Raw genomic sequence first — 13306 nt, forward strand, 5'->3', positions numbered from 1 at the left:
CCCAACAAGGAAGGTATATGATGCCAAGACGTAAGCTGACCGTGTAAAGACGACTGTTTAAAATGAGTGATTCAGATAACCCCAAAGCCCTGCCATATCAAGAGATTATGCTGCCTAAGCCAGCAGAACTGATCACACTTCCGTCTTATATGGATTGCCATGATCATTCTTACACACAGATCGTGATTGGTTTAAAAGGACAAGCCGAATTTGAAGTGCGTGGACGAGGTAATCTAGTCGGTCCTGGCCAAGGTTGTGTGGTAACCGCATGCTCTGATCATGCTTTCGGTGGCGTTATTAATCAATCGGATATTTTGGTGTTGAATATGCCAAAACCGACAAATGATGATCCTGAAATGCTGCAGAAAATCAATAATCTGGAGAGAGACCATGTCTACTTTCAGTTAGACGGTCAAATTCAGAAGCTGATACAGATGTTGGTTCAGGAAATGCGAAACCATCCGGACGACCTGCTGTTAAGTCGCGCGTGTAACGATACCGTGATTGCATTAATGCAGCGCCATATCTCGGCATTTGAGACTAGCCGAAAAGAGTCACGCTTTGATTTGGAGGCGATTGATCGCTACATCGAGCAGCACCTTAGCCATAAAATCAGTGTGGCTCAGTTAGCGGGACGAGTGTTTCTTGGGGAAAGTCAGTTCCATTGCTTGTTTAAGGAGCAGATGGGGATTACACCTCATCAATATGTTCTCGGAAAGCGTATCGACATGGCTCGTGAATTAATCGAGCAAGGCCACCTTTCTTTAGGGCAAATTGCCGAATTCACTGGTTTCTCAAGCCAGAGTACGTTTACTCATACTTTTACTCGCTTACAGGGAATATCGCCATCCCGTTATAAAAAACAAGTTGGATAACAACGCGTATTTTTAGGTCAAATTAGCAGCAATCAGAAAAAAGCCATGCAATGTGCATGGTTTTTTTGTGTTTTATTCACGTGACCTATCTCTCGTTTTGTTAAATTCTCTGTCCTTTGGTGTGACTGATATGCCACTTGATCCTACATTTTCTCTTAGAACGAACGCTTCACAAAAATCTTATTGATATTCTTGACATTTTGTTGTGATTGCAATGAAAAAATTAAAATTTACAACACAAAATATTACCTATTTGAATGTGACTATGTGGATGTTTTGTTATAAAAGCGAGTTTTTGGCAAAAATGTCGTAGTTTTTGACAAGTATTCTTATCGGCCTCAAAATACACTGCCAGCCATTGATAATCCTCGAAGCGGTTTTCGAGGAGTGAGATTGAGGAACACACATGTTTACAGCTACGAACGTGTTGACACCGGAATTTATCGGGCAGCCGCTTGATAAGTTGTGGTCACTGATCTCGCCATTGTATATGGTGGACGAGTCTCAATGGCTAGAGCAACTATTGCCACTAGCGACGCCGACAGAGGATGAAAAATCGGCGATCACTACCCAAACGACCCAACTTATCGAAGCCATTCGTGCCGATAAGAAGTCAATCCAGATGATTGATGCTCTATTGTTGGAATACAGCTTAGATACTCAAGAAGGTATCTTGCTGATGTGTCTTGCAGAAGCATTAATGCGCATCCCAGATGCCGCGACAGCAGATTCTTTGATTAAAGATAAGTTGAGCGTCGCAGACTGGAAATCTCACCTGAAAAACTCTGACTCTGTGTTTGTTAACGCATCAACATGGGGCCTCATGCTAACAGGTAAAGTGGTTGGTCTTGGTGAGCAAGGCACCCAGAGCCCAGGTCAGGCTGTAAACCGTCTGGTAAATAAATTCTCTGAGCCTGTGATTCGTAAAGCCATGTATCAGGCAATGAAGATCATGGGTCACCAGTTTGTTCGTGGTCGTACGATCGAAGAAGCGCAAAAGAATGGTCGCCCAATGCGCGACAAAGGTTTCACCTACTCATTTGATATGTTAGGTGAGGCGGCGTTAACTACAGCGGACGCGAACAAGTACTTCAAAGATTACCTAATGGCGATCGAAGCGGTAGGTCGAGAGACTTACGGCAATGACACCAGTCCTGCGCCTTCGATTTCCATCAAGCTTTCTGCATTACACCCGCGCTACGAAGTCGCAAATGAAGAACGTGTAATGACAGAGTTGTATGACTCACTAATGCAGCTATTGAAACGTGCAATTGAAGTCGACGTTGCAATCACAATCGATGCAGAAGAAGCGGATCGCCTTGAGCTTTCTCTGAAGCTATTTGAGAAAGTGTACCGTAGCGATCTTGTGAAAGGTTGGGGCAAGTTTGGTTTGGTTATTCAAGCCTACTCAAAACGTGCTCTACCAGTCTTGGTGTGGCTAAACGCACTCGCAAAAGAGCAGGGTGACCTTATTCCGCTGCGTTTGGTTAAAGGCGCGTACTGGGACAGCGAAATCAAGTGGTCTCAACAAGCGGGTTACGCTAATTACCCGGTATACACTCGCAAAGAAGCGACGGACGTTGCGTACCTAGCTTGTGCTCGTTTCCTACTTAGCGAAGGTGTTCGCGGTAATATCTACCCGCAATTTGCAAGCCACAATGCCCACACGGTGACGGCAATCGCCGTTATGGCTGAGCACAAAGAGTACGAGTTCCAGCGTCTACATGGTATGGGTGATTCACTGTATAACCATGTTATGGAAATGTATGGTCAGCCAGTACGTATTTACGCTCCTGTCGGTAGCCATGCTGATCTTCTTCCGTACTTGGTTCGTCGTCTGCTTGAAAATGGCGCAAACAGCTCGTTTGTACATCGATTGGTTGATGCGCGTTGTCCGATTTACGAGTTGACTCATCACCCTGTTGATGTGTTGACGGGTTTTGACACGCTACACAACGACAAGATCCCATTACCTGCCGACATCTTCCCTGAGCGTAAGAACTCATACGGCGTCAACATTGATATCGACAGTGAGGCGAAGCCATTTGAAGCGCAAGTAGAAAGCTTCATGGACAATCAGTGGGTTGCAGGCCCGATGATCAATGGTGAGCGTTTTGCCGAAAGCATGATCAAGGAAAATGCGGCTGAGATCATCACCGCACCGTACGATCGCCGAATTGAAGTCGGCAAGGTGGCATTTGCAACACTTGATCATGTTTCCGCTGCAATTGATGCGGCGCAAACCGCTTTCTCTGATTGGAAAGGCGTTCCTGTTGAGCAAAAAGCGGCTTGTTTAGAAAAGCTTGCTGACTTAATGGAAGAAAACCTGGCTGAGCTGGTGGCGATTTGTCACAAAGAAGCGGGCAAGACGATTCACGATAGTATTGATGAAGTTCGTGAAGCAGTGGATTTCTGTCGTTATTACGCGAAACAAGCGCAAAACCTACAGCCATTTGAGCTAGAAGGTTTTGACGGTGTGAAACGCATTTCTAGCCGTGAAGGTCTTGGTGTGTTTGTGTGTATCAGCCCTTGGAACTTCCCTCTGGCTATCTTCCTTGGTCAGGTAACGGCAGCACTGATTGCGGGTAACACTGTGGTTGCAAAACCTGCTGAGCAAACAAGCTTAATCGCCGCTCGCGCTATTGAATTAATGCTTGATGCGGGTTTCCCTGCTGGTGTGATTCAGTTACTTACTGGTCGCGGCGCTGAGATTGGTCATGCACTGACTTCTCATGATGCTATTGCTGGTGTGGCATTCACTGGTTCAACGGTAACTGCGCAACGCATTAACGTCACGCTTGCGGAGCGCAGCGCGAAACCGGTTCCGTTTATTGCGGAAACAGGTGGTCAAAACGCAATGATCGTGGACAGTACTGCATTGCCAGAGCAGGTGGTGCGTGATGTGATTCGTTCAGCGTTTGCATCTGCCGGTCAGCGTTGTTCTGCCCTTCGTGTTCTATTTGTACAAGAAGATGTAGCAGACCGTATGATCAACCTGATTCAAGGTGCGATGAATGAGCTGCATGTTGGTTTACCTTACCTACACAAAACGGATGTTGGTCCGGTTATCGACAGCAATGCAAAACAAAAACTCCTTGCTCACCTTGAGCAAATGAGCAAAACACAGACTAAAGTCGCTCAGCTACAGCTGGATGAATCGTGCCAGCATGGTGACTTTGTCTCACCAAGTGCGTTTGAAATCTCGGGCATCGATGTGCTGAAAGAAGAACAATTTGGTCCAATCTTGCACATTGTTCGCTTTAAAGCCTCTGAATTACCGAACGTGGTTGCGCAGATCAACAAGACGGGTTTTGGCTTGACGATGGGTATCCATAGCCGTAACGAAACCACGTACCGTTGGATTGAGAAACACGCTCGAGTGGGTAACTGCTACATCAACCGAGACCAAGTTGGTGCTGTGGTTGGAGTACAGCCGTTTGGTGGTCAAGGCTTGTCGGGTACTGGCCCGAAAGCTGGTGGTCCACACTACCTATTCCGCTTTACTCAACATCTTCTTGCTCAAGCAGAAAACGCATAAGGAGTCGCATTATGGTTCATCAGATCACCTATTTTAAAGATGCATTCTCTGCGTGGGAGCAGTGGAATCTGACTGATTTTGATTACAAATGCGAGCATGTTCTGGCATTTAAATCTGCATTAGAAGGGCAGCAGTCTACCGTTGCCAAAGTGGTTTCTTACCACTTGCAACAAGCATCAACTCTTCTTGCAGAAACTCACCAGTTAGTTGGCCCTACAGGGGAAACTAACGAACTGTATGCCGCAGGACGCGGTGTGGCTTTGGTGATTTGTGAAAACAACATCGAGCCTGCTGATAATGCGTTATACAGTGCTTTTGCGATGATCACCTGTGCCTTAATTGCAGGCAACAGTGTGGTCGTTTGCAGTGACAATGCAGAGCTAAACCAACTGGTTAAGCAAGCTGTAGCGTTGGCAAACTTCCCATCTAACTTAGTCCAGGTTGTTGCGTACGATGCGTCTACCCCGTTGCTTGAGAGCGATGTACGTAGTGTGGGTTATGTTGGGCGTTCACAGGTTGAGCATGCGCTCAATCTTCAACTAGCTAAGCGTGACGGTGCAATCGTCGGCTTAGTTTCTGAAACGGATTTAGAGTCACCGAAATTGGCTCATGATCCTCATCTCTCGTTGCGCTTCATTACCGAGCGCACTCGAACGATAAATATTACCGCGGTGGGTGGTAACGCGACTCTACTCGAGTTGGGGAACGAAACTCACTAACCTGACTTGTGATACCAATCTGGAGTAACTGGACTGAGAGCCGGTCCAGATTGGTTTCTTATACTCTGATGTATTGCTGAGACGGTAAAATATCAGGGCAGGCAAGGAAGGAAATAATTATAACGAGGACTATCTAATGATAGAAAATAGCTTTGCTATCACGTCCACTTTTGTGGCGTATTTACTGATTATGGTTGCTATTGGCGTTTACGCGTATAAGAGGACTTCCAATTCATCTGATTACTTCCTAGGTGGCCGTAGCCTAGGTCCGTGGCCTGCTGCATTATCTGCAGGTGCTTCAGACATGAGTGGTTGGTTGCTGCTAGGCTTGCCTGGCTATGCGTACGCTGCGGGTATCGAGGCCTTCTGGTTAGCCGGCGGTCTACTTCTTGGTACATGGGCAAACTGGCTCATCAGTGCAAAACGCCTACGTACCTACAGTATCCAAACTGACGCGTTAACGTTGCCAGAGTTCCTGTCACGTCGCTTCAACGATAAGTCGAAACTGATCCAGACAATCTCTGCGTTTTTCATTCTTCTATTTTTCCTTTTCTACACCAGCTCAGGTTTGGTCGCAGGGGGCAAACTGTTTGAGACGGTATTCGGTCTAGATTACACCTACGCTGTTATCATCGGTACGGTGTGTGTGGTTTCTTACACACTATTCGGTGGTTTCCTTGCGGTATCTTGGACTGACTTAGTGCAAGGTTTGCTAATGGCGGCTGCGCTAATGATTGTTCCTGTTGCAGTCATGGACGGTGGTCTAGGTCAGCTAACTTCTGATCTGCATGACATCAACCCAGAACTTGCAACGCTATGGAATGACGCCAAAGGCGAACCACTGTCTGCGATTGCTATCATCTCTTTAGCGGCATGGGGTCTTGGTTACTTTGGTCAGCCACACATCCTAGCGCGTTTTAAAGCGTCTCGTTCAAACAAAGATCTAACGACTGCACGTCGTATCGCTGTGATTTGGACTGCACTATCTATGGTTGGTGCAATGCTTGTTGGTCTTGTCGGTCTGGTTTGGGTTACGGGTCATCCGGGCACTCAACTAGAAGATGGCGAGAAGATCTTCATGCTATTGGTTAACGCAGTATTCCACCCTGTCGTTGCGGGTATGTTGTTAGCAGCAATCCTAGCGGCGGTAATGAGTACAGCAGACTCACAGCTTCTTGTTTCATCTTCAGCGCTTGCAGAAGATTTCTACAAGCAAGTATTCAAGCCAGAAGCCTCTTCTGAAGAAATCGTAATGATTGGCCGTATCGGCGTTATCGTGATTTCGCTTGTTGCGCTATTCCTAGCAATGACACCAGATAGTTCAGTACTTGGTCTTGTTTCTTACGCTTGGGCTGGCTTCGGTGCTGCATTTGGTCCTGCGGTTGTACTTAGCCTTTACTGGAGCGGTATGAACCGTAATGGCGCACTAGCAGGTATCCTTGTTGGTGGTATCACTATCGTAGTTTGGAAGCAGCTAACTGGCGGTTGGTTTGATGTGTATGAAATCGTACCGGGCATCATCTTCTCTACGCTTGCTATCGTTGTTATCAGCAAAGCGACAGGTGGTGCAGCGCAAGACGTATTAGACCAACATCAATCGTACGAGAAGAAACTAGTTGAACTAGACTAATTACTTCCTTTACGAACACAAAGCCCGCTTATACAGCGGGCTTTGTTTTATCTGAATTTAATAAACGTTAATGGTGATTGCTTGAGGCCAGACTGTCACGTCGCTTTATTCTTTGTGAGTGTGTCAGTCACGACGAACTTTGGCGTAAATGACGGTGTTACTCAGCTCGCCAGAAGGCGCACGCCGAGCATTGCGTAGCTCACCTTCAAACTCATACCCACAGCGCTCAGCAACCGCACGACTTTTGCGGTTATTCGCATCGGCTAAAATCGCGATTCTTTTCGCGTCCAACGCTTCGAATGCATAGTTTTCAATCGCCGCTACCGCCTCAGAGATATAACCGTAGCCTACCGCGCGATCATCAAGCCAATAGCCAATCTCAAATGCCGGTATCTCTTGATCATGGATCATTAACCCAATGGCGCCGAGTAAACGATCGCTTTCCTTGTCGATTAGGTAGTAGCGCAACTCTTCTTCGAAGTTTTCAAAGTTTGCGATGGCTTTCTCTGTCCCTGCAATCATCGCTTCTAAAGTGAGCACGTGAGGTACCCATGGCAGGTAAACTTCAAGCGTTTTTTGGCTACGAACAACGGCCTGATGTGCTTCTTCTGCACGTTCCAAGCAAGCTGGGATGAGCTTTAAACGTTTGGTTTCCATGTCGAATCTCCTAGGCTTTTATACTCCAATCGTCTCGTAATGCAGGATTCAGAGCGTTATCACTAAAAATCATTTAAACAGAAACACTTAGAGACATCTAGCCTTCGCAAGAACATTATTCACTTGGTTTGTAAGGGAGAAGCTGAGAGAATTGAGGCGTTATAAACATAAAATGGTTTAATATGAAACTTCTAGTAAGAAACTTAGCTCGTGAGACGACAGAGCAAGACATCCGTACTCTGTTCTCAAACTACGGGAAAGTTGAGCTTTGCACCGTCGTGCTTGATCAAGAGACGGGTTTATCAAAAGGGTTTGGTTTTGTGATCATGCCGGATGAAGCCGAAGCCGTTGCGGCGTTGGAGGCACTAAACCTGTCTTCAGTACATAAGAGCAAGATTCGTGTGAAAGTCGCACAAGACTAGTATTTTTGCCTTTCAAGGTGAAAGATAAAACCAGCTGAGAGGCTGGTTTTTTAGTGCCTTAATTTTGAGAGGTTGCTACGGTTACTTGAGGCGAAAATATTTGCTGGTATACGCAGACTTCTCGTTCTTTTCCCTGCATTTTGATGATGTGATTGTCGATATACGTCATGCCCAACTTTTGAATGACTGATTGGGATTGTCTGTTTTCGACCAAGTGCATCGCTTTTAGGCCCGATAACTCAAAATGTGGTCTGGCAAACTGAATTAAAGCCATTGACGCTTCTTGAGCAAACCCATTCCCCCAATAATCGACGCCAAGCCAATACCCTAATGTGCCGACTCCCTCCGAGATGTTTAGCAGACTAACAGCACCAATTAACGCTTCGTCTTGACGTTGAGTAATGGCATATATGACCCCACTACGTTGGTGATATACGCCAACATGGCTCTTAATCCAAACTTGTGCCATCGGCTCTTCATAGGGATGAGGAATATTTGCCGTCATATCTGCAATGCTCTTGTCTCCTGCGAGTCGTGCGACTGTTGCGCTGTCTGTCGGATGAAATGGGCGAAGAATAAGCCTTTGTGTCGTGAGCATTGGTTGAAGCGTCATCGTGCGTCCTTGAGATGAGTCAGTATCGTGGAAATTGCAGATTCACACTGTAAATCAGGCATGTTTAAACAACCAAGTAATGCCTGAATCGAAAATGTGAGTGAAAGCCATATTTAAAACGCCATAAAATTGATCATTGCAGATTGAAATAGCGAGTAGCAACAATTGCTTATGTGTGATGTGTCGTATTATTACGCACATAAGCGCGTTCGTTCATAATAATGGTACAAAAGTTGAGGTCTGACCAATGTCTCAATTTTTTGATACTTTCGTCCAATTTTTTGAAGATAGGACACAAAAAATTAAAGGGGCTTTTTTATTGTGGAATTATTTTGAACAAAATATGTCAATTGTCAGTAGTACTGAAAAACAGGGAGAAGAGAAATGCCGGATATATATTGCGCAGCTTGTAGAAAATCAACGCAACATAAAGTGATCATGAAGCGTTGCGAGCCACAGCCCGTTGATTCGTTGACAGGTAAAGTGGTGAGTTTTACACAGCTGATGGCGAAATTTGTATCAGGTGAACACTACTACGAGATGGAACCACAATACTACTGCCGATGCTGTAATCATCGTGCAATTGGAGAAGTGATTCCTCATCCTACCAGGCATACGTCGGCAGCTCTCTAATTCAGAGCGATAGCTATGATTAATAGCTAAACAGGGCGGCTTGCCCCGCACGCCAGATCTATAAAGGCGTATCACACGCTTTCAAATTTGCGACTCTACGGGAGCCGCTAGATTACTTTTGTTCTTCATACTCGGTTATGGAGAGAGCGGCAGTAATCGCAGCCCTTTCCTTCCTTAGTTATTTTCTAATTATTCTCTGCTGAATTTCACATGCTGTGCATTTGATGGTTTGCAATTGTTTAAGCAACGATTAATGTGATGCTTCCTGAGTGGTTACAAGGATGTGGTTAATGAGTTACCAATTGGACCGGATTGATTTACACATTTTGAGAGTGCTTCATTCAAGAGGCAGAATTCCAGTTGTTGAACTCGCAAAGCAGATCAACTTAACGACCTCGCCGTGTTCTGACCGCGTGAAGCGGCTAGAAAAAGAGGGGTATATCAATGGCTACCATGCGGAGCTGAATGCGGAAAAATTAGGGTTGGATGTGCAAGTATTCATCCATATTCGCTTAGACCAAACCAGTTTTTCCATTTTTGAAAAGTTTGCGAAAGCCGTCGAATTGATGCCGGAAATTGAAGAGTGTTATTCGCTCTCTGGGGACTTCGATACCATGATAAAGGTTCGTGTTAAGAGCATGAAAGCGTATCAGGAGTTTATGTCGAGTAAGTTAGGCACGCTTCCGGGGGTGATCCAGACTCGTAGTGAAGTGGTAATTGAAGAACATAAAACAGGATTTGGCGTGAACCCGGAGCTCCTTGATTAGGCGAGGCTGATGTCTATGACTGCAGCGCTTATGCGTTGAGCATATTATTTAGCGTGACTTGGCGTATTACTTTTTCAAGATCAAAAAAGGAGCCGAAGCTCCTTTTTGATAAATCGGTGAGCGACTATGCGCCGATGAAGGTGCTGATAACACCAATTAAACCGCCAAAAACACCGCCCCAAACGACTAGCCAGCCAAGGTGTTCTTTAATCATTTTTTGCACCATTTCTTTGACCAGTGCGGGTGTTAATTCGCTCAAGCGCTGATCAATGATGCCTTCAATGTTCTGCTTTATCTCATCCATCATAGCAGGAGACTCGAACTGCTCTTTCAGTGCTTCTTTGATGTTATCGCTCTTGCTCAACTCAATAATGGATTCTTGCATCTTTTCGACGAAAGGCTGCCGCATAGGTTGTAATGCCTCCGCGCCGCCAAACATTGCTAGCATGCCGCCAAATTGAGAGCCTTCGATCACTTCTACCAAAGAGTCAAACGCTGGGTTTAAATCCACTTTCTCAATCACAGGTTGAAGATCGATGTTTACACCGCCCGCCATTTCTTTGTTCAAGAATCGATCGATGTTCGCTTCGGTAAAGAACTGCTCCATCATCAAGTTTTTGATAGCCAGTTTAAACTCTTCAAATCGCGCGGGGATCACGCCAGAACCGTATAATCCAGGCACTTTTTCAAACAGCATGTGGATGGCAAGCCAGTTAGTGATGGCGCCTGAGAACGCAAACAGCCCCGCATACCAAAGGTAGTCGTTTTGTAATTGATGACCTCCAGCCATCAAAGCGATAGCGAGGACATTCGTTAGCAAACTTTTGTTCATAGTGACCAGTTATATGTGAATATCGGAATAAATAAGTGGGCCTGATTCTATACCTAAGTAACATTGAGATGCTAGGTTTTGCCGTGATGAGTGACCGTGTTGCGAAGGGATAAAAATGGATGTGCAGAAAAACAAAACCCGACAATTACTGTCGGGCCACTGCTTTTTCTTAGAAAAACTAAGATTCTATTTTTAATTTTAGATGCGGTAGATCTTACAACAAAGTTGGCATTTCCATCTTTCTGAGTAGCCGAATAGCTTGTCAGCCCAACTTGGTTTGAGTTGTACGATCTGCATTGAACCACATTTACACATAAGCTAATTACCTTATTGTTAATCTAATAACTAAGCCATCTATTGAGTATAGCTGTTTCTCAAAAAGTGAAATGACAAATGAAGACGGCTCAAAACTCTGTATTGTGTTCATTGCAATGGATACGCAACGAGGCGGTATATTAGCAGAAAAAATGTGAGCTTTATCATGGAGGGTGTTTCATATATGAGAAACTATAATGGCTATATGAGTATAGGTTTATTAATAAAAATGAAAAACGGCGCTTCATGCGCCGTTTTTATTGGGTTTCTCGCTAATTAAGAAACGTGTTGATTTTCTAACTCTTCAGCGATAAATCCGCCAGTTTGATGCGCCCAAAGCTGGGCATAAATACCGTTGTTCGCGATGAGCTCTTGGTGAGAACCTTGCTCAACAATACTGCCTTTATCTAGCACGATGAGGCGATCCATTTGTGCTATGGTCGACAATCGGTGCGCAATCGCAATAACGGTTTTTCCTTGCATTAACTCATTCAAGCTTTCCTGGATGGCTGCTTCGACTTCTGAATCCAGAGCCGATGTTGCTTCATCCAGTACCAACAATGGTGCATCTTTGAGTAGCACACGAGATATTGCGATACGCTGACGTTGGCCGCCAGACAGTTTCACACCACGTTCACCAACTTGCGCATCGTATCCGACATTACCAAATGGGTCGGTCAGAGTTTCAATAAACTCATGGGCATGCGCTTGCTTAGTGGCTTTCAGCAAATCTTCTTCTGTCGCATCTGGGTTGCCATACAAAATATTGTCGCGAATAGAGCGGTGCAGCAGAGAAGTATCTTGGGTCACCATACCGATCTTTGAACGCAAAGAGTCTTGTGTGACTTCAGAGATGTTCTGTCCATCGATCTTAATGCTGCCGTCTTCGACATCGTGGAAACGAAGTAACAAGTTCACCAGAGTTGATTTTCCGGCGCCGGAGCGCCCAACCAAGCCGACTTTCTCTCCTGGTTTGATGTTGAGATCGAGATGGCTAATCACGCCTTTGTTCTCACCGTAATGGAAGCTGACGTTATCAAAGTGAATGCCACCTTCAGTGACTACTAAGTCTTTTGCGCCTGGTTTATCTTTAATATCAATAGGCTTAGAGAGCGTTTTCATTCCATCGACTACGGTTCCCATATTTTCAAAGAGGGCGCCAACTTCCCACATGATCCACATCGACATACCATTTACGCGTAATGCAAGGCTAACAGCAATCGCAATCGCGCCAACGCTGATGGCACTATCCAACCACAGGTAAATCGATAAAGCAGCAACGGAAAAGACCAAAATATAGTTTGAGATCTCTACAGCAACGTCGAAGCCGGTCACTAGGCGCATTTGACGATAGACCGTGTTCAAAAATCCCTTCATGCCTTGCTCGGCATATTGGGTTTCGCGCTGGCTATGAGAAAACAGTTTGACGGTTTGAATATTGGTATAGCTGTCGACGATGCGTCCTGTCATTGTCGAACGTGCATCGGCTTGCGCTGAAGCGACGTCTTTGAGCTTAGGAACGAAATAGATTTGGATAGCGATGTAAGCGAGCAGCCAGATGATCATTGGGATCATCAAACGCCAGTCTGCCGTCGCTAACATAATGATCATGCTGGTGAAGTAAACCGTAACATAAACAAACACATCCATAGCTTTCATGACGGTTTCGCGCACAGCTAGTGACGTTTGCATGACTTTAGTTGCAACTCGGCCTGCAAAATCATCTTGATAGAAGTTTAAGCTTTGATTGAGCAAATACCGGTGTGCAAGCCAGCGGATAGACATTGGATAGTTGCCCAATAATGTTTGGTGAACGAGCAACGAATACACGATCACCAAAATGGGCATGACAACCAACAATAAGGTTCCGTAAAAAATCAAATCTGCTTTATTGTCTTGCAAGAACGTTTCTGGATTGCTGGTGGACAACCAATCAACCAATTGTCCCATCGCGCCAAACAACATAACTTCAACGACAGCAACAATCGTGGCCATCAAAGACATGATGATCAAAGGCTTTTCGTAGCCGCGAGTGTAATAACGTAAAAAAGCGAGCATCCCTGAAGGAGGCTGATCTGGTGTGGATTTGGGGAACGGCTCTGTAAAGCCTTCAAATCGTTTAAACATAACTCATCCTAAAGTTAAAACAGTGCCATTTGGGGTGGCTAAATCCATCGATTCACGTTGCTTTGGACGAAGCCGCGTGTATAAGGGTTTTTGGCTGCTCCTCGAGAAAGCAGACGGATTGACGAGAGGGGCGAAAAAATAGTCTAACCGATTGTGTTTTAAATGTAACTAGTTGGTT

The 13306-nt window shown here is 45.3% G+C and carries 11 protein-coding genes; 7 read left to right on the forward strand and 4 right to left on the reverse strand.

Annotated features, from left to right (window positions below):
* The first annotated feature begins 62 nt into the window (after nt 1-62).
* The 4 genes from LIX84_RS10280 (at nt 63) to putP (ending at nt 6762) form a co-directional block, all read left to right on the forward strand.
* Nucleotides 63-875, forward strand: coding sequence for an AraC family transcriptional regulator (locus tag LIX84_RS10280; protein ID WP_005392148.1), 813 nt, complete (start codon nt 63-65; stop codon nt 873-875).
* 406 nt (nt 876-1281) lie between these two features.
* Complete coding sequence (gene putA, locus LIX84_RS10285) at nt 1282-4413, forward strand: bifunctional proline dehydrogenase/L-glutamate gamma-semialdehyde dehydrogenase PutA (protein ID WP_226421231.1); 3132 nt, start codon at nt 1282-1284, stop codon at nt 4411-4413.
* A gap of 11 nt (nt 4414-4424) precedes the next feature.
* Nucleotides 4425-5132 (forward strand): 1-pyrroline-5-carboxylate dehydrogenase, encoded by a 708-nt coding sequence (locus LIX84_RS10290; protein WP_226421232.1) that lies wholly within the window; start codon nt 4425-4427, stop codon nt 5130-5132.
* A gap of 136 nt (nt 5133-5268) precedes the next feature.
* Nucleotides 5269-6762 (forward strand): sodium/proline symporter PutP, encoded by a 1494-nt coding sequence (putP, locus tag LIX84_RS10295; protein WP_005392162.1) that lies wholly within the window; start codon nt 5269-5271, stop codon nt 6760-6762.
* Nucleotides 6763-6885: 123 nt separating this feature from the next.
* Here putP and LIX84_RS10300 read toward each other — a convergent pair whose 3' ends face one another.
* Entirely contained in the window at nt 6886-7419 is a 534-nt protein-coding gene (locus LIX84_RS10300; protein WP_006740879.1) for a GNAT family N-acetyltransferase, read from the reverse strand.
* Between the two features lie 182 nt (nt 7420-7601).
* Between LIX84_RS10300 and LIX84_RS10305 the strand changes: the two genes are divergently transcribed.
* Nucleotides 7602-7841, forward strand: coding sequence for an RNA recognition motif domain-containing protein (locus LIX84_RS10305; RefSeq protein ID WP_005392166.1), 240 nt, complete (start codon nt 7602-7604; stop codon nt 7839-7841).
* A 58-nt stretch (nt 7842-7899) separates the two neighbouring features.
* Here the strand turns inward: LIX84_RS10305 and LIX84_RS10310 are convergent, their stop codons facing one another.
* Entirely contained in the window at nt 7900-8454 is a 555-nt protein-coding gene (locus tag LIX84_RS10310; RefSeq protein ID WP_226421233.1) for a GNAT family N-acetyltransferase, read from the reverse strand.
* A 384-nt stretch (nt 8455-8838) separates the two neighbouring features.
* Here LIX84_RS10310 and LIX84_RS10315 point away from each other — a divergent pair, with 384 nt between their 5' ends.
* Together LIX84_RS10315 and LIX84_RS10320 are read left to right on the forward strand one after the other, a co-directional pair.
* Nucleotides 8839-9087: a hypothetical protein gene (locus LIX84_RS10315; protein WP_012842405.1), complete on the forward strand. Its 249-nt coding sequence runs from the start codon at nt 8839-8841 to the stop codon at nt 9085-9087.
* Between the two features lie 290 nt (nt 9088-9377).
* On the forward strand, nt 9378-9854 hold the full coding sequence (locus tag LIX84_RS10320) for an Lrp/AsnC family transcriptional regulator (protein WP_226421234.1): 477 nt from the start codon (nt 9378-9380) through the stop codon (nt 9852-9854).
* A 124-nt stretch (nt 9855-9978) separates the two neighbouring features.
* On the opposite strand, the gene LIX84_RS10325 is transcribed toward LIX84_RS10320, so the two are convergent.
* Together LIX84_RS10325 and LIX84_RS10330 are read right to left on the reverse strand one after the other, a co-directional pair.
* A complete protein-coding gene (locus LIX84_RS10325) occupies nt 9979-10686 on the reverse strand; it encodes a DUF445 domain-containing protein (protein ID WP_005392172.1) in 708 nt (235 codons plus the stop codon).
* A 591-nt stretch (nt 10687-11277) separates the two neighbouring features.
* A complete protein-coding gene (locus LIX84_RS10330) occupies nt 11278-13128 on the reverse strand; it encodes an ABC transporter ATP-binding protein (RefSeq protein WP_226421235.1) in 1851 nt (616 codons plus the stop codon).
* Nucleotides 13129-13306: the final 178 nt, after the last annotated feature.

The organism is Vibrio sp. E14, assembly GCF_020515785.1.
Classification (GTDB): domain Bacteria; phylum Pseudomonadota; class Gammaproteobacteria; order Enterobacterales; family Vibrionaceae; genus Vibrio; species Vibrio diabolicus.